The sequence below is a fragment of the Mycobacterium sp. IDUB_1 genome (genome assembly GCF_055419625.1).
On sequence record NZ_JBVAYA010000001.1, the window covers coordinates 327,016 to 352,458 of the forward strand.

At 68.6% G+C, this 25,443-nt stretch carries 24 protein-coding genes; 8 read left to right on the top strand and 16 right to left on the bottom strand.

Annotated features, from left to right (window positions below; all coding sequences use genetic code 11):
- Nucleotides 1-54 precede the first annotated feature (54 nt).
- The 10 genes from fadD32 to glf all read right to left on the bottom strand — a co-directional run bounded on the left by fadD32 (nucleotide 55) and on the right by glf (nucleotide 12,524).
- Nucleotides 55-1,944: a long-chain-fatty-acid--AMP ligase FadD32 gene (gene fadD32, locus ACZYYX_RS01625; protein WP_463812653.1), complete on the bottom strand. Its 1,890-nt coding sequence runs from the start codon at nucleotides 1,942-1,944 to the stop codon at nucleotides 55-57.
- 176 nt (nucleotides 1,945-2,120) lie between these two features.
- Nucleotides 2,121-3,140, bottom strand: a complete 1,020-nt coding sequence (culp6, locus tag ACZYYX_RS01630; RefSeq protein WP_463812654.1) for a carboxylesterase Culp6 — start codon at nucleotides 3,138-3,140, stop codon at nucleotides 2,121-2,123.
- 14 nt (nucleotides 3,141-3,154) lie between these two features.
- The gene (locus ACZYYX_RS01635; RefSeq protein WP_463812655.1) at nucleotides 3,155-3,646 is read right to left on the bottom strand and encodes a DUF732 domain-containing protein; all 492 of its coding nucleotides are present in this window, start codon (nucleotides 3,644-3,646) and stop codon (nucleotides 3,155-3,157) included.
- A 37-nt stretch (nucleotides 3,647-3,683) separates the two neighbouring features.
- A complete protein-coding gene (locus tag ACZYYX_RS01640; RefSeq protein ID WP_463812656.1) occupies nucleotides 3,684-4,568 on the bottom strand; it encodes an esterase family protein in 885 nt (294 codons plus the stop codon).
- 127 nt (nucleotides 4,569-4,695) lie between these two features.
- Entirely contained in the window at nucleotides 4,696-5,727 is a 1,032-nt protein-coding gene (locus tag ACZYYX_RS01645; RefSeq protein WP_463812657.1) for an esterase family protein, read from the bottom strand.
- A 215-nt stretch (nucleotides 5,728-5,942) separates the two neighbouring features.
- On the bottom strand, nucleotides 5,943-7,940 hold the full coding sequence (zomB, locus tag ACZYYX_RS01650; RefSeq protein WP_463812658.1) for a flagellar motor control protein ZomB: 1,998 nt from the start codon (nucleotides 7,938-7,940) through the stop codon (nucleotides 5,943-5,945).
- Complete coding sequence (locus tag ACZYYX_RS01655) at nucleotides 7,918-8,844, bottom strand: decaprenyl-phosphate phosphoribosyltransferase (protein WP_463812659.1); 927 nt, start codon at nucleotides 8,842-8,844, stop codon at nucleotides 7,918-7,920. The genes zomB and ACZYYX_RS01655 overlap by 23 nt, the downstream gene beginning before the upstream one ends.
- Nucleotides 8,841-9,368 (bottom strand): phosphatase PAP2 family protein, encoded by a 528-nt coding sequence (locus ACZYYX_RS01660; protein WP_463812660.1) that lies wholly within the window; start codon nucleotides 9,366-9,368, stop codon nucleotides 8,841-8,843. Before ACZYYX_RS01660 ends, ACZYYX_RS01655 begins: the two co-directional genes overlap by 4 nt.
- Nucleotides 9,361-11,310: a glycosyltransferase gene (locus tag ACZYYX_RS01665; protein WP_463812661.1), complete on the bottom strand. Its 1,950-nt coding sequence runs from the start codon at nucleotides 11,308-11,310 to the stop codon at nucleotides 9,361-9,363. Before ACZYYX_RS01665 ends, ACZYYX_RS01660 begins: the two co-directional genes overlap by 8 nt.
- Nucleotides 11,307-12,524 carry a UDP-galactopyranose mutase gene (gene glf, locus ACZYYX_RS01670; RefSeq protein ID WP_463812662.1) on the bottom strand — a complete coding sequence of 406 codons (1,218 nt, stop codon included), beginning with the start codon at nucleotides 12,522-12,524 and terminating at the stop codon, nucleotides 11,307-11,309. The genes ACZYYX_RS01665 and glf overlap by 4 nt, the downstream gene beginning before the upstream one ends.
- Before the next feature lie 177 nt (nucleotides 12,525-12,701).
- On the opposite strand from glf, the gene ACZYYX_RS01675 reads away from it, so the two are divergent.
- Nucleotides 12,702-13,700 (top strand): hypothetical protein, encoded by a 999-nt coding sequence (locus tag ACZYYX_RS01675; protein ID WP_463812664.1) that lies wholly within the window; start codon nucleotides 12,702-12,704, stop codon nucleotides 13,698-13,700.
- Between the two features lie 162 nt (nucleotides 13,701-13,862).
- Entirely contained in the window at nucleotides 13,863-15,479 is a 1,617-nt protein-coding gene (locus ACZYYX_RS01680) for an N-acetylmuramoyl-L-alanine amidase (RefSeq protein WP_463812665.1), read from the top strand.
- A gap of 15 nt (nucleotides 15,480-15,494) precedes the next feature.
- Here the strand turns inward: ACZYYX_RS01680 and ACZYYX_RS01685 are convergent, their stop codons facing one another.
- Genes ACZYYX_RS01685 through ACZYYX_RS01695 form a run of 3 tightly spaced genes read right to left on the bottom strand, consistent with a single transcriptional unit; the run spans nucleotide 15,495 to nucleotide 17,824 of the window.
- Complete coding sequence (locus tag ACZYYX_RS01685) at nucleotides 15,495-16,307, bottom strand: HAD family hydrolase (RefSeq protein ID WP_463812666.1); 813 nt, start codon at nucleotides 16,305-16,307, stop codon at nucleotides 15,495-15,497.
- Nucleotides 16,304-17,050: a lysophospholipid acyltransferase family protein gene (locus tag ACZYYX_RS01690; RefSeq protein ID WP_463812667.1), complete on the bottom strand. Its 747-nt coding sequence runs from the start codon at nucleotides 17,048-17,050 to the stop codon at nucleotides 16,304-16,306. Before ACZYYX_RS01690 ends, ACZYYX_RS01685 begins: the two co-directional genes overlap by 4 nt.
- Before the next feature lie 3 nt (nucleotides 17,051-17,053).
- Nucleotides 17,054-17,824, bottom strand: a complete 771-nt coding sequence (locus ACZYYX_RS01695; protein WP_463814759.1) for a lysophospholipid acyltransferase family protein — start codon at nucleotides 17,822-17,824, stop codon at nucleotides 17,054-17,056.
- Between the two features lie 40 nt (nucleotides 17,825-17,864).
- Here ACZYYX_RS01695 and ACZYYX_RS01700 point away from each other — a divergent pair, with 40 nt between their 5' ends.
- The 3 genes from ACZYYX_RS01700 to ACZYYX_RS01710 are packed head-to-tail and all read left to right on the top strand — an operon-like array spanning nucleotide 17,865 to nucleotide 20,501.
- Nucleotides 17,865-18,560, top strand: coding sequence for a phosphotransferase (locus ACZYYX_RS01700; protein WP_463812668.1), 696 nt, complete (start codon nucleotides 17,865-17,867; stop codon nucleotides 18,558-18,560).
- Between the two features lie 37 nt (nucleotides 18,561-18,597).
- On the top strand, nucleotides 18,598-20,160 hold the full coding sequence (locus ACZYYX_RS01705) for a Rieske 2Fe-2S domain-containing protein (RefSeq protein ID WP_463812669.1): 1,563 nt from the start codon (nucleotides 18,598-18,600) through the stop codon (nucleotides 20,158-20,160).
- On the top strand, nucleotides 20,157-20,501 hold the full coding sequence (locus ACZYYX_RS01710) for a hypothetical protein (protein ID WP_463812670.1): 345 nt from the start codon (nucleotides 20,157-20,159) through the stop codon (nucleotides 20,499-20,501). The genes ACZYYX_RS01705 and ACZYYX_RS01710 overlap by 4 nt, the downstream gene beginning before the upstream one ends.
- Here the strand turns inward: ACZYYX_RS01710 and serS are convergent.
- Nucleotides 20,498-21,754, bottom strand: coding sequence for a serine--tRNA ligase (serS, locus tag ACZYYX_RS01715; protein WP_463812671.1), 1,257 nt, complete (start codon nucleotides 21,752-21,754; stop codon nucleotides 20,498-20,500). The two genes, ACZYYX_RS01710 and serS, sit on opposite strands and share 4 nt — an antisense overlap.
- A 94-nt stretch (nucleotides 21,755-21,848) precedes the next feature.
- On the opposite strand from serS, the gene ACZYYX_RS01720 reads away from it, so the two are divergent.
- From ACZYYX_RS01720 to ACZYYX_RS01730, 3 genes are read left to right on the top strand one after another with little or no spacing between them, the layout of a single operon-like run.
- Nucleotides 21,849-23,249, top strand: coding sequence for a septum formation family protein (locus ACZYYX_RS01720; RefSeq protein WP_463812672.1), 1,401 nt, complete (start codon nucleotides 21,849-21,851; stop codon nucleotides 23,247-23,249).
- On the top strand, nucleotides 23,249-23,599 hold the full coding sequence (locus tag ACZYYX_RS01725; protein ID WP_463814760.1) for a metallopeptidase family protein: 351 nt from the start codon (nucleotides 23,249-23,251) through the stop codon (nucleotides 23,597-23,599). Before ACZYYX_RS01720 ends, ACZYYX_RS01725 begins: the two co-directional genes overlap by 1 nt.
- Nucleotides 23,600-23,655: 56 nt before the next feature.
- Nucleotides 23,656-23,853 (top strand): hypothetical protein, encoded by a 198-nt coding sequence (locus ACZYYX_RS01730; protein ID WP_463812673.1) that lies wholly within the window; start codon nucleotides 23,656-23,658, stop codon nucleotides 23,851-23,853.
- On the opposite strand, the gene ACZYYX_RS01735 is transcribed toward ACZYYX_RS01730, so the two are convergent.
- Together ACZYYX_RS01735 and pheA are read right to left on the bottom strand one after the other, a co-directional pair.
- The gene (locus ACZYYX_RS01735) at nucleotides 23,833-24,528 is read right to left on the bottom strand and encodes a histidine phosphatase family protein (protein ID WP_463812674.1); all 696 of its coding nucleotides are present in this window, start codon (nucleotides 24,526-24,528) and stop codon (nucleotides 23,833-23,835) included. The two genes, ACZYYX_RS01730 and ACZYYX_RS01735, sit on opposite strands and share 21 nt — an antisense overlap.
- Nucleotides 24,525-25,442 (bottom strand): prephenate dehydratase, encoded by a 918-nt coding sequence (pheA, locus tag ACZYYX_RS01740; protein WP_463812675.1) that lies wholly within the window; start codon nucleotides 25,440-25,442, stop codon nucleotides 24,525-24,527. Before pheA ends, ACZYYX_RS01735 begins: the two co-directional genes overlap by 4 nt.
- Between the last annotated feature and the right edge of the window lies 1 nt (nucleotide 25,443).

Here is a 25,443-nt window from a genome sequence, read left to right on the forward strand (position 1 = left end):
CACGATCGACAAGCGGCCCGCACGGGCCGCCGTTGCCGTTGCTGTAGTTGGGCGTCAGTCCGTCTGGTCCGGGAAGGCGTTGGCCACCCTGCCGCTGCGCAGGCTTCCGTCGAGATAGGCCGAGCGGCACGCCCGCCGGCCGATCTTGCCGCTCGACGTCCGCGGGATGGCCCCGGCGGGGGTGAGCAGGACGTCGCGAACCGTCACGCCGTGCCGCACGGCGATCGCCGCGCGAATGTCGTCGGCGATCGGGCCCATCTCGAGCTTGTGCGCACCCGGTGCCCGTTCACCGACGATCACCAGCTGCTCGGAGGTGTCGTTGGGGTCACGCTTGAGCCCGGAGTGGGCATCGGCGAACACCTCGTCGGGCAGCTGATTGGCCGGCACGGAGAACGCGGCGACGAAGCCGGTGCGCAGCGCCTTGGTCGCCTCCTGCGCGGAGTACTCCAGATCCTGCGGATAGTGGTTGCGGCCGTCGATGATCACCAGATCCTTGGTGCGGCCGGTGATGAACAGCTCGCCATCGTGATAGGCGCCGAGGTCACCGGTGCGGACCCAGGTCGCGTCGTCGGCGGCGCCCTGGGCGTGCGACGGCTCGGTACGGGACTTGAGGAGATTGTGGAAGGTCGCGGTGGTCTCGTCGGGCTTGCCCCAGTAACCGGTACCCATGTTCTGCCCGCTGATCCACACCTCGCCGATCTGGCCATCAGGCAGTTCGGTGGCGCTGTCGGCGTCGACGATGACGGCCCACTCCGCGACGCCGATCTTGCCGGCGCCGGCCTGCGCGACCGCCTTGGGCGAGTCGGCCGCCACCTCGACGAAGCGGTGCTCGTTGAGGGCATCACGGTCGACGTGGATGATCCGCGGCTCGGCGTTCATCGGTGTGGTCGAGACGAACAGCGTCGCCTCGGCCAGACCGTACGACGGCTTGATGGCCTGCGGCTTGAACCCGAACGGACTGAATGCCTCGTTGAACCGGTTGACCGTGGCGGCCGAGATCGGCTCGCTGCCGTTGAGGATGCACTTGATGTTCGACATGTCGAGGGGCTCTTCGCCCTCCTTCGGCACGCCTCGCGCTGCCGCGTGATCGAAGGCGAAGTTCGGGGCCACCGAGATGGTGCCGCCGGTGTCGCTTTCCTTACGCGCCATCTCCCGGATCCACCGCCCGGGGCGACGGACGAACGCGGCCGGCGTCATGAAGGTGATGTAGTGCCCCAGCATCGGGGACAGCAGCACGGTGATGAGCCCCATGTCATGGAAGAACGGCAGCCACGACACTCCGCGGTCACCTTCTTGACCGTCGAGCGCCTCGATGACCTGCACGACGTTGGTGGCCAGGTTGAGGTGGGTGATCTGCACGCCGGTCGGGATGCGGGTCGAGCCGGACGTGTACTGCAGGTAAGCGATGGTGTCGTGGTCCACTTCGACCGGTTCCCACGTGGCGCCGACCTCGGTGGGCACCGCGTCGACGGCGATCACGCGCGGCCGCTGGTTGGCCGGACGGGTGCGGAAGAACTTGCGGACACCTTCGGCGGCCGCGGTCGTCGTCAGGACGGCCGCGGGCGAGCAGTCGTCGAGGACGGCGTGCAAGCGGCCGACGTGACCGGGCTCGTTCGGGTCGAACAGCGGCACGGCGATCCGGCCGGCATAGAGGGTGCCGAAGAACGCGACCAGGTAGTCGAGGTTCTGCGGGCACAGGATCGCGATGCGGTCGCCGGGCTGGGTGACCTGCTGCAGCCGGGCGCCGACGGCACGGTTGCGGGCGCCGAAGTCCGCCCACTTGAGGTCACGCTCGACACCGTCACGCTCGGTCGAGAAATCCACGAACCGGTAGGCCAGCTTGTCGCCACGCACCTTGGCCCATCGCTCGACGTGCTTGACCAGGTTGCCGCTGTCAGGGAACTTGATCAGCCCGTCTTTGATGAACGGGTTGTGGAACGCCATCTCAACTCCAATCACATGGGATGAATCCCAAACCCCCAAATCGTACCGGGGTGACGGCGCCCCGCCCCTGAGCCGCCAACCGAGTCCTCTGAGACCGCACCTCAATGGCCACGGTCTTAGATTTCCCTTAATGTTAGGTGACGGCCTGACCGCCGCCAAATCTTCACGGTCACATGTCAGCCATGTTTCGGCTGCGGAGCGTTACTAATCAACTGCCGCGCCCAGTTCAGGGTCCAATCGGTGGCCGGCTGGCCGTCGATGTTCCAGAACTGGGGAGTGGCGTACATCGCATGGACAGGCTGCCCGGCCCCACCGCTGAGCACCTCCAACGTCTTGGGCAGCTGGGTGATGTTGAACGCCGACGAGGGTGCCGCGCAGATCAGATCGCCCTGCGCGCAGATCTCGTTGGTGCGGTCGTTGAGCGCACCGAAGCCGCCTGGTCGCGGACCCGTCATCGTCAGACCCAGCGCGGAGAGCGTCGGCACCTCGTTCAGCGTGATCTCTGCACCCTGGCCGTCCGGGTTCGGTCCGATGTCCTGGCCGACGCTGTCCTGGCGGCGGCCGTCGGCGACCAGCGTCACGCCGAGGACCAGATCCTGGTCCACCGGACCACGCCCGTTGCCGATGTCGCTGGCGAGATCGCCGGCGATCACCGCGCCCTGCGAGAACCCGATGAGCACGTAGCTGGTCAGCGGGCACCGGTTGTTCATGTCGGTCATCGCCTGCACCGCGGCCCGGGTGCCCTCGGCCCGGCTGTCGTTGTAGGACATCTGCTGATCGGCCGAGAGCGGATTGTGGAACTGCGCGGTGTAGGGAACCGTGAACACCTCGACACGGTCGGTGCCGAACTCGGCCCGGATCGGGTTCGTGACGCGAAGCAGCAGCGCGTTGGGGAACTGCACCGGATTGAACGGGTCCAGCGCCCGCGAGGACTCCCAGGTACCCGGGATGGAGATCACCTGGACGTCGGGGCAGCTGGCGTCCTGGAACTCCGGCCGCGGCTTGCTCGGACCCGGTTGCCCGGAGGGCACGCCTGTCGGCGGCAGCGCGGTGGGCGGAATGGCGGTCGACCCGCCGTCCGGCCGACGCAGCACGACGATGACGACGGCGACGATCAGCACGACGACGAGGCCCACCGCGCCCGCAGCGAAGAGCGCCAGCAGGCGGTGGCGTTTACGCCGGTTGGTCTTGGCCATGGTTTTCGGAGCTCCTAGCAGAGTTGATCGGTGGCGATGCGAATGTAGTCGGCGGTCTCGTCATCCAATCGGCTCGCCGACGGCGGCGCGGCGCCGGAGTTCATCACACCGCCCGACGCCGGTTCGCCGACGTCATTGCGTACCAGCGGCGCCACGTAATCCCACACCGCTTGATCGGACTGCCTGGCAGCACGCGCCTGGCACACGTAGGAGCCGATGCTCAGGGCCGCGAGATCGCTGGACGGAGCCACGCCCGCAGACCGTAGGGCGTCGAGGAAGGAGCGCTGGCGCGGCGTGACCACCAGTGCGTTGGAGCTCTCTCCCCCGGCGGGCAACCCGGGCGGCTGCGCACCGGCTTGACCGTGTGCGGGTGACGGCTCGATCTCCGAGGCCGGCCCGGCGACCATCTCGTCGCTGGCCCCGCACCCGGCCAGCCATGAGGAGGCGACCAGCAAGCACCCCGCCACACCTGCGCCCGCCACCGCGGTCCGTGACCTGTGATGCACGGTCTCCAACGTACCGGGGCCCCGGACCGGCGCTCGGCTACCGGATCGTCGTGACGAGCTCTCCACTCATCGCGCCCAACTGCCCGCTCCAGGTTCCCCAGTCGTGGGAGCCCGACGTCGGGAAGTCGAAGTGCCCGTTACCGCCGCCGACCGAGCGGTAGTGCTGGTAGAACGTCCGGTTGCTGCCTTGGGCCTGGTCGCAGTAGCCGATCATGGCCGGCACGTCGGTGCAGGTGGTGGTCGCCGGGCTGTAGATCCACAGCCGCGTGTTGTTGTCGACGAGCAGCTGCACGTGCACGTCGGGGTCGTGCCACTTCCACCGACCCAGCTGCGGCAGACCCCACATGTTGCGGATGTCCAGACCACCGAACTGCGCCAAACCGGCGGTGATCGCGCCGTTCATCGTCGTGTTCGACGGGGTCAGGAAGCCCGACAGCGAACCCGCGAAGCGATAGCGGTCGGGATGGAACGCCGCCATCGTCACCGCACCGGTGCCGCCCATCGCCGCGCCGACGATCCCGTGCCCGCCCGGAGCGAGGCCCTTGTTGGCGGCCAGCCAGTTCGGCAGCTCGTCGGCCAGGAAGGTCTCCCACTGCTTGCTGCCGTCCTGCTCCCAGTTCGTGTACATGCTCCACGCGCCGCCGGCAGGGGCGACCACCGAGATGCCCTTGCCCGCCAGGGTGTTCATCGCGTTGCCTGCCGTCACCCAGTTGCTGACGTCGGGCCCGCCGTTGAACGCGTCGAGCAGCACGACCGCGTGCGGACCGCCGCCCTGGAACGCGACGGGGATGGCGCGGCCCATCGCCGCCGAGGGCACCATCAGCATCTCGACGCCCTGGGCGTGGGAGGTGCCCACCCCGCCGGCGAAGCCTGCCGCGGCCGCCAGCACGACAGCCATGAATGTCCGGATCAGCCCACGCATCAACCCCACCTCTCGAATCGCACCGACCGCAACGTAGTGAACCACATCACCACGACGGGTCGTGCCGCATACGACTGACGGCGGTGCCCCCGCGAGGGGACACCGCCGTCAGTGACGTCGCGACGGACTAGCCGCCGTTGGCCGGAGCCTCGACCGGCGCCGGCGGAGCCGACGGCTGCGGCACCGCGCCGAGCACGCGCTGCACATCCGGCTTCATCTGCTGGAGCTGCTGGCCCCAGTAGCCCCAGTCGTGGGCGCCCGAGGACGGGAAGTTGAACACACCGTTGGTCCCACCGTTGGCCAGGTAGGTCTCCTGGAACGTCCGGTTGGTGCGGATCGTCAGGCCCTCGAGGAACTTGGCGGGCAGGTTGTTGCCACCCAGCTCGGACGGCTTGCCGTTACCGCAGTAGATCCAGATGCGGGTGTTGTTCGCGATCAACTTGTTGATGTTGACGTACGGGTCGTTGCGCTTCCAGGCGCTGTTGGGGTCCTCGGTGGGGCCCCACATGTCGTTGGCCTTGTAGCCGCCTGCGTCACCCATCGAGATGTTGACCAGTGCCGGCCACCACCCCTCGGAGAGGTTCAGGAAGCCCGACAGCGAACCGGCGTACTGGAATTGGTTCGGGTGGTAGATCGCCAGCGTCAGCGCGGCCGAGCCCGCCATCGACAGGCCGACGGCCGCGTTGCGGTTGGGGTTCACGCCCTTGTTGGCCGCGAGGTAGGCGGGAAGCTCCTGGGTGAGGAATGTCTCCCACTTGTAGGTCTGGCAACCGGACTTGCCGCACGCCGGCTTGTACCAGTCACTGTAGAAGCTGGACTGGCCGCCGACCGGCATGATCGTGGCCAGGCCCGAGTCGAGGTACCACTCGAACGCCTGGGTGTTGATGTCCCAGCCGTTGAAGTCGTCCTGCGCACGCAGACCGTCGAGCAGGTAGAGGCCGGGCGCATTGGGTCCGCCGCTCTGGAACTGCACCTTGATGTCGCGACCCATACCGGCCGAGGGCACCATCAGGTACTCCACCGGCAGACCTGGGCGTGAGAACGCGCTCGCCGTTGCGGAGCCGCCCACGACACCGATCACGGCGGGCAACACGGCTGCCACCAGGGCCGCGATCGTGAGCCGTCGCGCATTGGCGCGCAGCCTTGAACCGAACTTCATGCTTTGTTGTGTCCCATCTTTTCGTACAGCAGCAACCAGCCGCCGGTCCCCGACCCGGCCTCGTGCTCGTGTAGTCAACCACACCTTTGTGGCCGTCTCTTGTCGCCGCGATACGCGCTCGCGACCCGTCGTCCCATGCCTATCCGGCATATCTTCGCCAGGGAGTCCTTATGTTACGAAAGCAGACTCCATGACGCCTGGCCAAATCGTGGGGCTCACGGGCCGGTCGGCGGGAGCCCCTTGTAGGGCGGGTTCACCGGCTCCGGGATGGGCAGACCGCACCGGGCGAGCTCGTAGAGCGGCACGCGGTCGATGCGGTAGCGGGTGTACTCCGCGGCGTGCACGACGTTGGACAAAAACCGCCGAACCCCCATCGGCGCACGGATCGCGTCGAGCACCTTCTCGGTCTCCGGGCACTTCAGTGCGGCCTCTGCCTGACGAATCCAGTCCTCGTCCAGATACTGCGGAATCCACGGCGGCTCCTTGAGGAACGGGCCCTCGGCCACCGCCCAGTCGGGGAACAGGTTCTTGTCGTGTCCGATCCGGCCGTCGGTCAGCCGCGCGGTGTGCGCGGCCAGCGGGTTGGCCAACCCGATCTGGTCGATCACGCGGACGTCGAGGCCGACGTTCATGCCGAGCATGCCGAGGTTGGTGAAGAACACGGTGTGCGGGCCGACGTAGCCGCCGACCGCCGCCTTGCGGACCTCCGGAGGCGGCGGCAGCGCGGGCACGACGTCCCAGCGGTCGTAGTTGCCCGACGGGAGCAGGAGCGCCCCGTCGGGGGTGTTGTCGATCGCGGTCAACACCGCCCGCATGCGCGGATAGTCCAGATAGTCGGCCGCGGTCAGCGGGTGAGCGTGCCCGGTGGCCTGGGAGTAGAACCGGCGCTCGTCGACGATGCCGCTGTAGGTCACCCGGGTGGCGTCGGCGCCCAGACCCGGCGAATTGGCCGCCCACAGCGCCCATCCCGCCACAGCCAGCCACAGCACCGCGGTCGCGCCGGCATAGAGATAGCCGGCGCCGCGCGCCATCCGGGTGCGGTCGGGGAGAAGTAGCGGGATCACCGCGACCGGCGCGAGTAGACAGAACATCGGGGTCAGCAGCACCCGGCCGTGCATGAAGTCACCGCCCTGCCGGATCCAGTAGACGGCCTGCAAAAGACCGGACACCAGCATGAACGCCACGACCGCAGGCGGGCTCTGGACGGTACGGGCCACCCAGCCGGATTCCCTGCGAGCGTTGCCCGTCGGGGTGCGCTGCGCCCATCGGGGCCGGCCGCGCAGCAGCAGCACCATCAGGCCCAACCCGATCAGCAGAATCGCCGGCGCCCACAGCAAATAGGGCCGATTGAAGTTGGCCAGGTACACCAGGCCCTGATCCCACTTCGCGCCCGAGGCATCCTTGGCCAGCGCGGTCCCAGGCACCAGCAGCCCGTAGTAGCCCATGCGAAAGATCTGATACACCACCGGAATCAGGCCGCCGGCGACGACGAGGATCGCCCGGGCGGCCCATCCGGTGGTTGCGATCAGCATCATCACCAGGGCGACGCCGCCGATCAGCGCCAACTCGGGACGCACCAGGACCGAGAATCCCGCGACGAAGGCGAGAGCGATCTGGAAGCCGCGGGATGCGCCCCCGCGACGAGGGGCCTGCGACCAGCAGACCATCATCCACCACAGCAGCCCGAGATACGCCAGCACCAGACCGTTTTCGAGCCCGGAGGTGGCGAAGTCACGTGCCGGCGGAACCGCGATGTACACCAGCGCGCCCGCGGGCAGGAAGATCGCGCGGCGTCCGCCGAGACCCGGGGCGTACAGGCGCGCGGTGCCCAGCATCACCAAGACCACACCGAGCACGCTGAGCACGAGAGCCAGCACCAGCGCGACGTACTCGAGCCGGGCCGACCCGGAGACGAATCCGCCGAGCGTCACCAGATAGGACCAGGCGGTCGAGGTGTTGGCCTCCACCCGCTCGCCGGCGTTGAACACCGGGCCGTTGCCTGCCAACATGTTTCGCACGGTGCGCAGCACGATCAGGCCGTCGTCGGCGATCCACCGGCGCTGCCAGGCGCCCCACCCGAAGAGAGCGGCCACCGCGGCCACACTGACCCAGAGGCTGATCCGCCCCCACGCGTGGTACGGAAAGGCGGGCCACCGGTTCAGCCGGTCCGCCGCCGCGGAGGTGATGCGGTCAGCTGAAGACGATTGCGGCACCGATGGTCCCGATCCACGCCAGCAGCAGCAGCTGCAGAACCCGGTCCTTCAGTGCGATCTCCTCCGGTTCACCGGCCAGTCCCCCGTCGACGTCGACGGCGTAGCGCAGGATCGCGATCGTGATCGGGATGATGGTGATCGCGTACCACGAGGCGTTGGTGCCGTCGCGTTCGAAGGCCCACAGGCTGTAGCAGACCACCATCGCCGTGGCCGCGACCGTCCACACGAACCTCAGATACGAGGCGGTGTAGCTCTCCAGTGATTTGCGGATCTTGGCGCCCGTGCGTTCTGCGAGTTGCAGTTCCGCATACCGCTTCCCGGCCACCATAAACAGCGAGCCGAACGTCATCACCAGCAGGAACCACTGCGACAGCGGGATGCCCGCGGCCGCGCCGCCGGCGATCGCGCGGATCAGGTACGCCGACGAGACGATGCAGATGTCCAGCACGGCTTGGTGTTTGAGCCCGAAGCAGTAGGCCAGCTGCATCGCGATGTACACGGCGATGACCACGACGAGGTTGGGGGAGGCCAGGAAGGCGAGACCGAGCGACGCGACACCGAGGACCACCGCCAGGGTGTAGGCCAGCCACTGGGGAACCACGCCCGCCGCGATCGGCCGGAATCTCTTGGTCGGATGCTGCCGGTCGGCCTCGACGTCCCGCGAATCGTTGACCAGATAGATGCACGAGGCCGCGAGCGAGAACGCCACGAACGCGATCACGATGTTGACCGCCATCACGTCGTAGTCGTAGCGCGCCGTGCCGCCGAACGCCGCGATCGGCGCGGCCAGCACGAGGAGGTTCTTCACCCACTGCCGCGGCCGGATCGCCTTGATGATGCCGGCCGGCAGGTTCTTGGGCGGTCCTGCCGCCGATCCCGTCTCGCGAACCTGGGATGTACTCATCGCGACCCTCCTTCGAACACCTCGGCGGCCTTGGCGACCGCACCGGCGACGGCTACGCCGACGGCGACACCGGCGACGACGTCGCTCGGATAGTGCACACCGAGGACCAAGCGCGACAACGCCATCGGCGGCACCAGCAGGGCAGGCAGCGGCAGACCGGTCGGCCGGGCCAGCAGCACCGCTGCGGCCGCGGTCGACGTGGCGTGCGCCGACGGAAAGCTGAGCCGGCTGGGGGTGCCGACGTTCACCGCGATCGCCGGGTGGTGCGGGCGGGCACGGCGGACCACGCGCTTGATCAGGACCGCGGCGGCGTGCGCGGCGAACGCGCCGACACCGGCGGTCACGTACTCCCGCCGCCGGGCAGGCACCAGCCACGCACCGAGCGCGGCGACGGCGAGCCAGCCGAGGCTGTGCTCACCGAAGTGGGACAGTGCCCGCGCCGCAGGCAGTACGCCGGGGCGCTGTGCCACGGCCGACTGCACGGCCACCAACACGGCGTCCTCGCCGCGCGGCGTCTCAGCCACGGCTGGTCTCTGGACTGGAGTCCAGGAGCACGCTCTCCCACTTCTGCGTGCTGGTCAACATCGGCAGGGCGGAGCGGTACACCTTGCGCATCTTGTTGAACTTCCGAGCGAGCAGCGCCTGCCGCTTGAGCGACTCGCGCAGCAGCTCGAACATCTTCTCCCGGTCACGCTGGCGGTAGACCACGCCGCGGCCGTCGGCGGTGGTCACGGTGACGCCGTCGACGTTGCACAGTGAGAACCAGCGCGCGTCCTGGGTGGCGACGTTGACCTGCGGACGCTCGTGGTGCTCGGGATCGTGGGGCTTGAGCTGGTGCACCACACCGCGGCCCAGCCGCAGCGAGATCGCCAGCGGGTTGGTCGGGATCTCCACCTTCTTGCGCCAGCGCTTGTCCGACGGGGTCGGCAGCGTGGTGGCGCTGGGCAGGACGACCGCGTCGGGGTACTCCTGGCGCATCGCGCGGACGTCGGGCAGCGAGGACTCCAGGATGGAGAAGAGTCGCTCGGGTCCGGCGAGGAAGTCGTCCATCGCCTTGTTCTGGATCGCGACGGTCGAATACTCAAGGCAGAGAAGATGTTTCAGCGTCGCCTTGAGGTGGCTGCGCAGCAGGCCGCGGATGTTGCCGTCCCAGTGCAGGGCCGCCACGATCAGCCGGTTGCGCAGATGGAAGTACGCCTGCCAATCGATCGCGTCGTCTTTGTCGCTCCACGCCATGTGCCAGATCGCCGCACCCGGCAGCGTCACCGTGGGGTAGCCGTGCTCGCCGGCACGCAGACCGTAGTCGGCGTCGTCCCACTTGATGAACAGTGGCAGCGGCTGACCCAGCTCCTCGGCGACCTGGCGCGGGATCATGCACATCCACCAGCCGTTGTAGTCGACGTCGATGCGACGGTGCAGCAAGCGGCTGCGGTACTCGTCCTCGTCGTTGAGCGGGTACTTCGCGAAGTTGTGGTCGTACTCGGTGTTGACCGCCCCGGTCCACATGAAGTTCTCGGAGTCGACCATCTCACCCATCACATGCAGGTGGCTGGGCTCCTGCAGGTTGAGCATCTGGCCGCCGACGAGGGTGGGCACCTTGGCGAAGCGGTTCATCGCCAGGGCCCGCAGGATCGAGTCCGGCTCGATTCTGATGTCGTCGTCCATGAACAGGATCTGTTCGCAGTCGGTGTTCTTCAACGCCTCGTACATCACGCGGCTGTAGCCGCCCGACCCGCCGAGGTTGGGCTGGTTGTGGATCGAGAGCCGGTTGCCCAGCGCGGCGGCGGCCTCGGCGAAGCCGGGATGGTCCTTGGCCTTCTTGGTGCCCTGATCGGAGACGATGACAGCGCTGATCACCTCGTCGACCAGCGGGTCGGACGTCAACGCGGCCAGCGCGCTGACACAATCCGACGGCCGGTTGAACGTCGGGATACCGACGGCGACGTTGGCGCGGCCGGGCGCCGGGATCGGGGCGTACCAGCCCGCGTGGTGCAGCGTCGTCGGCGCGTCGGTGGTGATGTCGAACCAGATCCAGCCGCCGTCCTCGAAGGGCGTGAGATCGATCTCGAACTCGGCCACGGCCGGCTCGTCACCCGAGCTGACTACGGGGGCGCCGCCGACGGTGATGCGGGCACCGGTGGCCTTGCTGCGGTAGACGTCGACCCGGGCGCTACCGGTGAGCTCCACCCGCAGCACCACGCTCTCCAGCACGGACCAGCGCCGCCAGTAGCTGGCCGGGAACGCGTTGAAGTACGTCGCGAACGACACCTCGGATTCGGTGCCGATCTCGAGCGTCGTGCGGGTGGGGGCGTGCGCGCGCCGGGCGTTGGTGTCCGACTCCTCGATGTAGAGCTTGCGGACGTCGAGCGGCTCACCTGGCCGCGGCAGGATCACGCGCGACAGCGGGCTCACCGCCTGCGACTGGCCTGACGCGAGCGCACCGGACGGGATGTCGGTGGTTGTCATGTGTCTGTCTCCTCGGCCAGCGGCGCACCGTCACGCAGATGCGGCGCCAGCGTGTTGTCGTACATGTTGAGCGCGCTGGCGATCGCCATGTGCATGTCCAGGTACTGGTAGGTGCCCAGCCGCCCACCGAAAAGGACCTTCGCCGAGGCGGTCTCGGCCTTGGCCCGGGTGCGGTAGGACGCGAGCAGCGCGCGGTCGGACTCGGTGTTGATCGGGTAGTAGGGCTCGTCATCGGCCTCGGCGAACCGGGAGTACTCCCGCATGATCACCGTCTTGTCTTCTGGGTAGGCCCGCTCTGGATGGAAGTGACGGAACTCGTGGATGCGCGTGAACGGCACGTCGGCGTCGTTGTAGTTCATCACCGGGGTGCCCTGGAAGTCACCGGTCGGCAGCACCTCGAGGTCGAAGTCCAGAGTGCGCCAACCCAGCCGGCCTTCGCTGTAGTCGAAGTAGCGGTCGAGCGGACCGGTGTAGACCACCGGCGCGTCGGGGTTGGCGGCGCGCAACTCGTCGCGCACGTCGAACCAATCGGTGTCGGTGCGCACCTCGATGCGGTCGTCGGCGGCCATGTTCTCCAGCCAGGCGGTGTAGCCCTCGACCGGCAGACCTTCGTAGGTGTCGTTGAAGTAGCGGTTGTCGAAGGTGTAGCGCACCGGCAGCCGGTTGATGGTCGAGGCGGGCAGCTCCTTAGGGTCGGTCTGCCACTGCTTGGCCGTGTAGTCCTTGACGAACGCCTCGTACAGCGGGCGCCCGATCAGCGAGATGGCCTTCTCTTCGAGGTTCTGCGCGTCGGCGGTCTCGATCTCGCCTGCCTGCTCGGCGATCAGCGCGCGCGCCTCGTCCGGGGTGAAGTAGCGCCCGAAGAACTGGCTGACCAGCCCCAGGCCCATCGGGAACTGATAGGCCTGCCCGTTGTGCAGGGCGAACACCCGATGCTGGTAGCCGGTGAAGTCGGTGAACTGCCGCACGTAGTCCCACACCCGCTGATTGGAGGTGTGGAAGAGGTGGGCGCCGTAGCGGTGCACCTCGATACCGGTCTGCGGCTCTGGTTCGGAGTACGCGTTGCCGCCCAGGTGCGAACGCCGTTCCAGGACCAGGACGCGCTTGTCGAGCTGGGTGGCCACCCGCTCGGCGATCGTCAGACCGAAGAACCCGGAGCCGACGACATAGAGGTCGAAGGCACCTTCGGGCAGGCGGGAATCAGAGGAGAACATCGGCAGCAAGGGTATCTGACGGTGGGTGCGCGCCCCGCGGTGGCGCAACGGCGGAGGTCGCAATTAGCTCACGATTCCATATCGTCACTCTAGTCTCACCAGTCACATCAGTACCATCAATCGCGTAGCACAAATCCGCGATCTACCGCCTGTAGTCCATGTATTGAGGAGACTTCCGTGCCGAACCGACGTCGCCGCCGGCTCTCGACAGCCCTGAGCACAGTCGCCGCTCTGGCCGTCGCAGGTCCCGTTGCAGTTGTCGCCACCACCCAGCTGACCTCGCCGTCCCCGCAGCAACCGCAGCACCGCGAGTTCCGCCAGGCCGCCACCATCACCGATCTGCCCGGCGAGCTGATTTCCGCGCTCACGCAGGGACTTTCGCAGTTCGGAATCAACCTGCCCCCGCTGCCCACCGGCCTGCTGACCGGCACCGGAGCCGCGTCACCCACCACCCTGTCCCCCGGGCTGGGCACCGGCCTGGGCACAACAGGCCTCGGTACGGGCCTCGGTACGCCGTCGCTCACCGACCCCGGTCTGGCCAACCCCGCGCTGACCAGCCCGATCGGCGCGACCCCGTCGCTGACCGACCCGGCGCTGAGCGCCCCCGGCCTGACGACTCCTGGTTTGACGACGCCTGGTTTGACGACGCCTGGTTTGACGACGCCGTCGCTCACCGATCCAGCACTGAGCGCACCCGGCCTCACGACCCCGTCGCTGACCACACCCAGCCTGACCACACCCGCAGGGCTCACCACGCCGGGGCTGAGCACTCCCCCGGCGCTCACCGATCCCGTACTCGGCGCAGCCCCGATCTCCACCGCCGGGTTGCCTGCCGCGGGCGAGGTGCCGATCTCGGCTCCCATCGGCCTCGACCCGGCGCTGGGCGCGGGCTACCCGATCCTGGGCGACCCGTCGCTGGCAGCCACCCAGCCGGTGGCCTCCAGCAGTGGCGGTCTGCTCGGTGACCTGAGCAGCGCGGCCAACTCGCTGGGTGCGGGCGAGGCCATCGACCTGCTCAAGGGCGTCCTGATGCCGGCGATCATGTCGGCCGTCAAGCCTCCTGCCGCAGCGGCGGCCGCCGCACCCGCGGCAGCGGTCGACGCGGCCGGTGCCGCGGCCGCCCCGGCCCAGGCCGGGCTCGGCGCTGCCGAAGCGGCGCTCGACTCCGGCGCCTGACCCTCGAGCCACTCACGACCCGAGCCACCCACGACCCGAGCCACCCACGACCCGAGCCACCCACGACGATGGCACCGCAGAAGCCTTGCGCTCTGCGGTGCCGTCGGCGTGTCCTGCGTGTCGGAACACCAGTAACAGCTGACACATACGTAACATCAGCCCGTGCTGTGTCGTCGCCCGAGGTCGACACTGATCGCCGCGCTGGCGGGGACGGTGTTGCTCACCGCGCTGCTCGTGCGCGCGATCGTCACCGCCGCCCCGTCGCCCACCCCCGCAATCGCCGCTCCGCAGATGGCCTCCCAGCCCCTGGCCGAGCTCGGCGGAGGCCGCACGGTCCGGGAGATCCACCAGGACACCCCGTTCTCGATGGTCGCGCTCACGTCAGGTGACCTGACGGGCACCACAGCCCGCGTGCGGCCGAAGAAGGCCGACGGCAGCTGGGGGCCGTGGTACGACGCCGAGACACTCGAAGGCGTCGGCCCGACCAGCCACGAGGCCCCCCGCGGCACCGAACCCGTCTTCGTCGGAAAAACCACGACGGTGCAGATCGAGGTCACTCGTCCCCCGAACGCCCCCGTCACCGGACGCGCAGAACCTCCGCAGGGCGCGCGACCGGGACTCGGCTACATCCCGGCCACCGTCGAGCAACCGTTCGGCGAGAACATCAACGCCGTGCTGATCAGCCCTCCACAGACGCCGGTCGATCTGCTCCCGCTGCCCAACGCCGCGACCCCGCCAGGGCAGCCGCCGAGCATCATCAACCGGGCCGCATGGGGCGCCGACGAGTCGATGCGCTGCGGAGAACCGCGCTACGACAACAAGATCCAAGCCGGCGTCGTGCACCACTCCGCGGGCAGTAACGACTACACGCCCCAAGATTCGGCAGGGATCGTCCGCTCGATCTACGAGTACCACACCCGCACCCTGGGCTGGTGCGACATCGCATACAACGCGCTCGTCGACAAGTACGGGCAGGTGTTCGAGGGCCGCGCCGGCGGCATCTTGCGACCGGTCGAAGGCAGCCACACCGGCGGGTTCAACCACAACACGTGGGGCGTGGCGATGCTCGGCAACTTCACCGACGTGCCCCCGACTCCGATCCAATTGCGCACCACAGCAAGGCTTCTCGGCTGGGTGCTGGGGCAGGCCGGAGTCGACCCGAAGGGTACCGTGGTGCTGCCGTCCGAGGGCGGGGCGTTCACCAAGTTCCCGTTCGGCTCGTCACCGACGCTGCCGACGATCTTCACCCACCGCGACGTCGGCAACACCGAATGCCCGGGTAACGCCGCCTACGCGGTGATGGACCAGATCCGCAACATGGCAGCAGCATTCAACGAGCCACCCGGTGCCGACATGCTCATCGAGCAGCTGCGCGGCGGCGCGATCTTCACCACGTGGGAGAAGCTCGGCGGGGTACGCAGCTACCTCGGGAAGCCGACCTCACCCGAAGCGTTCGGCGAAGGCCCGACCCGCTATGCCACCTTCGAGCACGGCGCGGTCTATTGGTCACCGGCCACGGGTGCCGAGCCCATCACGGGCGAGCTATACAACGCCTGGGGCACACTGGGATTCGAGCGCGGAGCGCTGGGCCTGCCGACCAGCGCAGAGATCGCCGAACCGCTGTGGATCGTGCAGAACTTCCAGCACGGCACCCTCAACTTCGACAGGGAGAAGGGCACCGTCACCCGCGTGCTCGACGGCATCCCGGTCGAGCTGACCCGCCGGGGTGACGCGCCGGTCCAACTCGAGCGCTTCACTCCCCCGATCAACCCGGCCTGAATCAGGCCCAATCACTCAGCCCCAGAACCGCTCCAGGACGCGCGCGACCCCGTCCTCGGCGTTGGTGGCCGTCACCTCGTCGGCCGCTGCCACCGCGTCGGGATGAGCGTTGCCCATCGCGACCCCCAGCCCCGCCCACGCGAGCATCGGGACGTCGTTGGGCATGTCGCCGAAGGTGACGATGTGCGCGGCGTCGATGCCGAGCGGTGCACTCAATTCCGCGATGCCGGTCGCCTTGCTGATGCCGGTGGGGACGATCTCGATCAGCCCGTTGTTGGTCGAGTAGGTGATGTCGCCGGCGCGGCCGACGTGCTCGAGCAGCACCGCCGCCATGTCGGCGCTGCGCGCACCCGCCTTGCGGATCAGCAACTTCACCGCGGGCGCACTGAGCAGATCGTCCAGCGAGACCTCGGTGTTGTCCGGATTGAGCCACGCATGTTCGTAACCCGGCGAGCTGACGAACTGCGGAGTCGCCGCGTCGTGCGCGGATCGGCCCACCCGCTCCACCGCGAGACCGGCGCCGGGGATCACCCGCGCGGCGATCTCGGCGAGCTCGGCCAAGTCATCGGCGGACAGCGTGCGTGCGCTGACGATGCGATCCGCGGACGGGTCGTAGATCACAGCGCCGTTGGCGCACACCGCCATCGGCGCGAACCCGAGTTGGTCGACGATGGGGGTGATCCAGCGCGGCGGCCTGCCCGTGGCGAGCACGAACTGTGCACCCGAGTCGACGACGGCGCGCACGGCCTCGCGGGTGCGCGGGCTGACGATCTCGTCCTCGTCGAGCAGTGTGCCGTCGACGTCGGTCGCGACCAGTTCTGGTGTCATGCGGACCCTCCCCGCTTGCGGGCCCGCTCGGCGAGCTCGGCCTCTTCGCGCCGGGCGGCTTCGACCGGCGTGGGCGCGCTTCCACCGAGCCGCCGGGGCAGCCACGGCGCCCCGGGCGGCGCCGGGTACCCCTGTTGAGCGTCGTGCAGCAGCCCGGTCATCGCCTCCCTCATCCGGCCATTGAGTTCGTCGACACCCTTGTCGGGGGCGATCGGTGCACCCACCGCAACGGTGACGGGAATCTTGTTGCGGCCCAACGCTCGTGGTTGATCTTTGGTCCAGATTCGCTGCGCGCCCCACACGATCAGCGGCACGATCGGTACCTGCGCCTCACGCGCCATTCGGGCCGCACCGCTCTTGAATTCCTTCAGCTCGAAGCTGCGGCTGATGGTGGCCTCGGGATACACCCCGACGATCTCGCCGGCCCGAAGTGCCTGCACGGCATGGGCATAGGCTTTCGCGCCGGCCCTGCGATCCACCGGAATGGTCTTGGTGTGCTTGATCAGAAAGGCGACGATCTTCACCTCGTTCATCTCGGCCTTGATCATGAACCGCATCCGGCGGCCCCGGCGCATGGCCGCCAATGCGGCGGGCAGCCAGTCGACATAGCTGGTGTGGTTGATGGCGATGACGGCGCCCCCGGCGGCAGGCAGGTTCTCCACCCCGCGAAAGGTGATCGTCGTTCCGGTGGCCCGCACCGCCAGCATCGCCGTGATCTCGAGCGAGCGGAAGACCGGCTCCACGGCTTATCCCGGCGCCTCGGTGGACGGCCCGGCGCGACGGGCGGCCTTGGCGGCTGCCTCTTCGGCGTCCATCCGATTGGCCTCGGCCAGGGTCGGCGCGCCGCCGCCGAGGCGGTGGGGCACCCAGAACTCGCCGGGCGGATGCGGCCCGTAGGCGTCTTGCACCTCGGTCAGCAGATGCTGCATCCGCGAATGCAGCAGAGCGGTCAGTTCGGCGGCGGGCAGCGTCGGGTAGATGGGCGCACCCACCGCGATCGAGATCGGCACCTTGGGTCGCCACATCTTCTTCGGATGACCCTTGGTCCAGATGCGTTGGGCGCCCCACACGATGTGCGGCACGATCGGCACGCCGGCGTCGATCGCCATCCGGGCCGCACCGGACTTGAAGTCCTTGATCTCGAAACTGCGGCTGATCGTGGCCTCGGGGTAGACGCCGACGAACTCACCGTCGGCGAGCTTCTGCACCGCCTCGGCGTAGGACGCCGCGCCGCTGTCGCGGTCGACCGCGATGTGCCGCAGGCTGCGCATGATCGGCCCGGTGATCTTGTGGTCGAAGACTTCTTTCTTCGCCATGAACCGGACCTTGCGGCCCAGGTGCTGCCGGTAGGCGGGCAGCCCGGCGAACGTGAAGTCGAAGTAGCTGGTGTGGTTGATCGCGATCACCGCACCACCGGTGCGCGGCAGGTTCTCGACGCCGGTGACGGTGAACGTCAGGCCCTGCGCCCGCCAGACGAGGCGGGCGAGCTGGATGACTGTGCCGTATACCGGTTCCACCACAGGCGCCAGCGTAGTGCGTGGCACAGTGGGGCTCGCCGTGAGTACGCCGAGCCACCCGATGCCCGTCCCTGCCGTCGTGTCCCACATCGCGGGCGGTCGGCCGGTGACCGCGGTGTGGGTCAACGAGCTGGGCGGGGTGACCTTCTCCGTCGGCGGCGACCCGCCCTGCGAGTTCGTCAAGACCTACCCCTATGCGGTTGCCCATCTGCTCGACGACGAGGCGGTGCGGCTGAGGTGGGCACGTGCGCGCCACCCCGTGCCCGAGGTGCTGGCCAGCGGTCACGGCTGGTTGCGCACCGCGGCGCTGCCCGGCCGCTCGGCTGTCGACGCGCGGTGGACCGACAGGCCCGCCGACGCCGCACGGGCCATCGGCGCCGGGTTGCGCGCGCTGCACGAGGCTCTACCGGTCCCCGACTGCCCGTTCGGACCGCCGTCGTGGATCGGCGCCGACGCTCCCCCACCAGACCGGCTCGTGGTCTGCCACGGCGACGCCTGCGCCCCCAACACCCTGATGGCCGACGACGGTTCGTTCGCCGGCCACGTCGACCTCGGCGACCTCGGTGTCGCCGACCGGTGGGCCGACCTCGCCATCGCGACGATGTCGTTGGACTGGAACTATCCGGGGGACGGTTGGCAGGCTCTCCTGCTCGACGCGTACGGGGTGCGCCCCGATGTCGAACGCATCGCGTTCTACCGGCAGCGGTGGAACGACGAGCCGTCGCCGCCGGGCTAAGCTGACAGGCGAGCAAGCAGTCGTCAGAGGGGTATTTGTGCAGGTCACCAGTGTCGGGCACGCCGGCTTTCGCATCGATACCAAGGCCGGGAGCATCCTGTGTGATCCGTGGGTGACGCCGGCGTACTTCGCGTCGTGGTTCCCCTTCCCGGACAACGGTCAGCTCGACTGGACGGCGCTGGGCGATGTCGACTACCTCTACGTCTCGCACCTGCACAAGGACCACTTCGACCCGGTGATCCTGCGCGAGCACGTCACCAAGGACGCGGTGGTGTTGCTACCCGACTACCCCGTCCCGGACCTACGCCGTGAGCTGGAGAAGCTGGGCTTCCACCGGTTCTTCGAGACCACCGATTCGGTGAAACACCGCGTCAGCGGACCCAAAGGCGATCTCGACGTGATGATCATCGCCCTGCGCGCCCCCGCCGACGGTCCGATCGGCGACTCCGGGCTGGTCGTCTCCGACGGCGAGACGGTGGCGTTCAACATGAACGACGCCCGACCGGTCGACCTCGACGTGCTGGCCGCCGACTTCGGTGACATCGACGTGCACATGCTGCAGTACTCCGGGGCGATCTGGTACCCGATGGTCTACGACATGCCCGACCGTGCCAAGCACGCATTCGGCGTGCAGAAGCGTCAACGACAGATGGACCGTTGCCGGCAGTACATCGCGCAGGTCGGCGCCACGTGGGTGGTCCCGTCGGCGGGTCCGCCCTGCTTCCTCGATCCTCAGTTGCGCGATCTCAACGACGACCACGGCGATCCGGCGAACATCTTCCCTGATCAGGTGGTGTTCCTGGACCAGATGGCCAGTCACGGACACACCGGCGGCCTGTTGATGATTCCGGGATCGACGGCGACTTTCACAGGCTCGCAACTGGATTCGCTGAACCACCCGCTGCCCGACGACGAGGTCCGGGCGATCTTCACCACCGGCAAAGCTGACTACATCGAGGCGTACGCCCAGCGGATGGCGCCGGTGCTGGCCGCCGTGAAGGCGTCCTGGGCGCCGGCGGAGGGTGAACCGCTGCTCGAGCCGCTGCGGGAACTGTTCGAGCCGATCATGTCGGCCTCCGATCAGATCTGCGACGGCATCGGCTATCCCGTCGAGCTGCGCCTGTCATCCCGAGGCCATCAAGAAACAGTGGTGCTGGACTTTCCCAAACGTGCTGTGCGCGAACCCGTCTCGGACGAGAAGTTCCGCTACGGTTTCGAGATCCCGGCCGAGCTGGTGCGCACGGTCGTGCGGGATCACGAACCGGACTGGGTCAACACCATCTTCCTGTCCACGCGGTTCCGGGCCTGGCGGGTCGGCGGATACAACGAATACCTCTACACCTTCTTCAAGTGTCTGACCGACGAGCGCATCGCCTATGCCGACGGGTGGTTCGCCGAGGCGCACGACGACACGGCATCGATCACGCTGGACGGCTGGGAGATTCAGCGGCGCTGCCCCCACCTGAAGGCTGATCTGTCGAAGTTCGGCGTGGTGGAAGGGAACACGCTGACCTGCAATCTGCACGGCTGGCAGTGGAATCTGGACAACGGCCGGTGCCTGACCACCAAGGGCCACGAGCTCAGGTCGCAGAAGCTGTGAGCGCCGGCGCCATCTCGAGCCCGTTCTACGACGACGGGCTCATCCAGCTCGACCGGGAAGCGCTGACACTGCGCCGCTACCACTTCCCGTCAGGCACCTCGAAGATCATCCCGCTGCGCGACATCCGCGGCTACGAGGTCAGCCCGCTCGGCATGTTCATGTCACGATTCCGGCTGTGGGGCACCGACTTACGGTGCTGGTTACCGCTAGATGTGAACCGGCCGCGAAAGTCCACGCTGGTCACCCTCGACGTCCGCGGGGCGTTCCCTCGGCCCGCGTGCACACCGGTGGATCCGAAGGCGTTCGTCGCGCTACTCGAAAATCTGCTCGACGGGCACTAGTTCGGCGTGAGCACCTCGGTGCCGAGGTAGGGCACCAATGCCTCGGGCACCCGCACGCTGCCGTCGGGCTGCTGGTGGTTCTCCAGGATGGCGACCAACCAGCGCGTGGTGGCCAGCGTTCCGTTGAGCGTCGCGGCGATCTGCGGCTTGCCGTTCTCTTCGCGGTAGCGCACCGCCAGCCGGCGGGCCTGGAACGTGGTGCAGTTCGAGGTCGAGGTGAGCTCCCGGTAGGTCTGCTGGGTGGGCACCCACGCCTCGCAGTCGAACTTGCGGGCCGCAGACGATCCGAGGTCGCCCGCTGCGATGTCGATCACCCGGTAGGGCACCTCGATCGCGGCCAGCATCTGGCGCTGCCAGCCCAGCAGCCTGTCGTGCTCGGCCTCGGCGTCGGAGGGCCGGCAGTAGACGAAGCCTTCGATCTTGTCGAACTGGTGCACCCGGATGATGCCGCGGGTGTCCTTGCCGTAGCTGCCCGCTTCGCGCCGGAAGCACGACGACCATCCGGCGTAGCGGCGCGGACCGGCGGACAGGTCGAGGATCTCGTCGGAGTGGTAGCCGGCCAGCGGCACCTCGGAGGTCCCGACAAGATAGAGATCGTCGTCGGCGAGGTGGTACACCTCGTCGGCGTGGGCACCCAGGAACCCGGTGCCGGCCATGATCTCGGGGCGCACCAGCACCGGCGGGATCATCAGCGTGAAGCCGTTCTCGGTCGCGGTGCGGACCGCGAGCTGGAACAGCGCCAGCTGCAGCAGCGCGCCGTAGCCGGTGAGGAAGTAGAACCGCGACCCGGAGACCTTGGCGCCGCGATCCATGTCGATCAGCCCCAACGACTCACCGAGGTCCAGGTGATCCTTGGGATTGTCCAGTGCGGGGGGTTCCCCGACGGTGTCGAGCACCACGAACGCGTCCTCGCCGCCGGCGGGCACGCCGTCGATGATGACGTTGGCGATCGCCATGTGCGCCGCGGTGAAGGCTTTCTCGGCCTCGGCCTGAGCGGCTTCGGCGGCCCGCACACGCTCGGCGAGTTCCTTGGCCGTGGCCAGCAGCGCGGGGCGCTCGTCAGGTGAGGCCTTGCCGACCGCCTTGCTGGCGGTCTTCTGCTCGGCGCGCAGGGTGTCCGCCTCGGAGATGGCGGCTCGGCGGGCGACGTCGGCATCGGCCAGGGCGTCGACGAGGCCGGGGTCTTCACCGCGCGCTCGCTGGGATGCCCGCACCGCGTCAGGGTTTTCTCGCAGCACTTTCAGGTCGATCACATCGCGCAACCCTACGGGCCGCGGCGTCAGCCGCATAACGTTACAACTGCATCACTTGTCACAGCACCTGACACGCCTGCCACAATGGTGGGCAATGTTCTCGTCGTCGTCGAACCAGCCTTCCGCACCGCCCGCCGGCCCGGAGCGGCGCTCGACGCGCTGGTGGCACAGCCTGCAGGCCGAGTCGACGCGCCGCGCTCTGCTGCTGACCGCCCTGGGTGGCCTGCTGATCGCGGGAGTCATCACCGCTCTTCCGCAGGCCGACCCTGCCGGGGGACTGACCGCCAACTCGATCTCGCTGGGCCCGCGCGGCAACGACACGTTCGACCACGCCAAGAGCGGCGACTGCCTGAATTGGCCGGAACGCACCCCCGACGCCGCCGAGGTCGTCGACTGCACTGCCGAGCACCGATTCGAGGTGGCCGAATCCGTCGACATGCGCACGTTCCCGGGGAGCGAGTACGGTCCCGACGCCGCGCCGCCGTCGACCGCCCGCATCCAGCAGATCAGCCAGGAACAGTGCACGGCCGCGGTCCGGCGCTACCTCGGCGCGAAGTTCGACCCCAACAGCAAGTTCACGATCAGCATGCTGTGGTCCGGCGACAAGGCCTGGAAGCAGTCCGGCGAGCGCCGGATGCTGTGTGGCCTGCAGCTGCCCGGCCCGAACAACCAGCAGCTGGCCTTCACCGGCAAGGTCGCCGACATCGACCAGTCCAAGGTGTGGGCCGCCGGCACCTGCCTGGGCATCGATCCGACCACGAACCAGCCCACCGACATCCCCGTCGACTGTGCGGCCCCGCACGCGATGGAGGTCACCGGCGCGGTGAACCTCGCCGAGAAGTTCCCTGGAGGGCTGCCGCTCGAGGCCGAGCAGGACACCTTCATCAAGGACACCTGCACCAAGATGACCGATGCCTATCTGGCGCCGATCCAGCTGCGCAACACCACGCTGACGCTGATCTACAGCACGGTCTCGCTGCCCAGCTGGTCCGCCGGCAGCAGGCAGGTGTCGTGCAGCATCGGCGCCACGCTCGGCAACGGCGGCTGGTCGACGCTGCTCAACAGCGCGAAAGGCCCGTTGATGATCAACGGGCAGCCGCCGGTGCCGCCGCCCGACATCCCCGAGGAACGTCTGAACCTGCCGCCGATCGACGTGCCGGACGTGCCGGACACGTCGTCGCAGTCGAGCAGCTCCAGCTCCAGTTCAGGGTCGAGCTCGAGCTCCCAGTCCACCCAATCGGACGACAGCAGCCAGCAGACGCAGCACATGCCCCAGCTGGCGACCACAGCCGCGCCGACGGCCACCCAGCAGGCGCCGGCCACCGATCAGCTGCCGCCGCAGGGCAACACGTTCCTGGGCGGCCCACCGCCCCCGCCGGCCGCGCCACCGGCAGATGTGCCGTTGCCGCCCGCCGAGCAGGCACCCCCGGCTGCGCCGGCTCCGGTCGACCAGGTACCTCCGCCGGCCGTGCCGTTCCCACCGCCTGCCCCGTGATGGCCGTGCGGATGAGTCCGCAGCGGTTCGACGAGCTGGTCGGCGACGCGCTCGACCTGATTCCCGGCGAGCTGGCCGCGGCGATCGACAACGTGGTCATCCTGGTGGCCGATCGCCATCCCGACGAGCCGGAGTTGCTCGGGCTCTACGAGGGCGTGGCGCTCACCGAACGCGACTCGTGGTACGTCGGCGCGCTGCCCGACACCATCACGATCTATCGTGACGCGCTGCTCGACATGTGCCACACCGACGCCGAGGTCATCGACGAGGTCGCGATCACCGTGATCCACGAGATCGCCCACCACTTCGGCATAGACGACGAGCGCCTGCACGAACTCGGCTGGGGCTGAACGTCACTCGAGCGCGGCAACCCGATCCTGTCGGCAATCGGTGCTATGAACGGACCATGAGCGATCAGTGCCGTGCCTGCGCGGCGGGTCTCGAGCACTGCCACGGTGCGCTGATCCACCACGCCTACCGCCGGGAAGAGTGCACCGAGGACGGCTGCCTCACTCCACCCGCCGCCCACGACATGCATCTCGACTGCGGTGCCGTCGGCTGCGCGTGCGACGACATGCGGGTCTCAGCCCATCGGGTCGGCTGACGCCTCGCCACCGTCGCCTGCGGCCGCCACCGAAACATCGGGCCCGAACGGCGGCGTCAGAGCACCCCACTGCAGGCAGCTCCAACGCCCGTCGGTGACGGGCGCCAGCACCACTGCTTCGGTGTTGGCAAGGTGGTGGTCGATCGCGAAGGTGCTGTCCACGCCGGCGAGCACGGCGGCCACCAGCCGGATGGCCGCGCCGTGGCTGACCACGACGATGTCGCTGCCCCAGCTGTCGTCGTCGAGGTAGCGCATCCGGAGGTCGTCGAGCACCGGGACGTACCGCTCCAGCACCTGGTGGCCGGATTCGCCGCCGGGTAGCGAAAGACCGAGTTCCCCCTCCTGCCAGCGCCGGTAGATCTCGGTGAACTGGTCGTGGGCAGCCTCGTCGGAGCGGTCTTCCAGGTCGCCCACCTGTACCTCGTGGAGGCCGTGGAACTCCGAAGGCGGTCGCGTGGCGCCGAGCGCCGCGCTGATCTCCTGGGCGGTCTGCACGGCGCGGGTCGCGATCGAGTGCGCGATCAGACCGGGCTCGTGCGTGAGCGTGCTCGCGAAGCCGCGGGCCTGCTCGCGGCCGAGGTCGGTGAGATGGGCACCCGGAGGGCGGGTGTCGAGCCGTCGCGCCACGTTGCTGTGCGTCTGTCCGTGGCGCACCAGCAGGAGTCGACCACTCACGGCGTGCCCTCGCGCAGCCGCCCCAGCCACGTCGTCGCCTCGTCGGTGGTCGGGGGCGGGGTGCCCGCCGGATCACCGGTGGGCCACGACCCCAGGTAGCGCACGTCGTCGCAGCGCCGATGCAACGCACGCAGCGCCTCGGCCACCGGGCCGTCGTCGATGTGGCCCACGAAGTCGAGGAAGAATTTGTAGCTGCCCAGTTCGGTCCTGGTCGGCCGCGACTCGATGCGGGTCAGGTCGATGTCGCGGATGGCCAGTTCGGTCATCGCCATCGCCAGGGAGCCCGGCACGTTCGCCAGCCGCAGCACCACCGACGTCCGGTCGGCACCGGTGCGCGCCGGAGGCGCGGCAGGCGCTCCGACGAGGACGAAGCGGGTTCTGGCGTTCGGCTCGTCGACGACGCCGGCGGCCACCGTGTCCAGGCCGTACCGCTCGGTGGCCAGCGCCGTCGTGACCCCGGCGTCGGCCCGCCCGGCTGCCACGTCCGCGGCGGCCGCCGCATTGGACAGGGCGGGCAGCAGCGTCGCGTCGGGCAGGTTCTCGGCCAGCCACTTCTTGACCTGGGCGGTGGCGACCGGGAAGCCCGCGACGGTGCGCACCGACGCGGCGGTCACTCCTGGCTGCACCGCGATCGTGAACGACACGTCGAGGGTGAGTTCGGCATAGATCTGCACGGGCGGTCCGTCGGCGAGGCTGTCCAGCGTCGGCAGCACGGATCCCTCGATGGAGTTCTCGATCGGGACACAGGCGAAGTCGGCCTCGCCGCAGCGCACGGCGGCAACGGCCGCGGGGGTGCTGTCGATGGCGATTCGGGTGACGGGGCCCGATGCGGGGATCAGCTGGTCGGCGTCGAGCTTCCGCAATGCCGCCTCGGTGAACGTCCCCTCAGGGCCGAGGTAAGCGATGCGGGACACG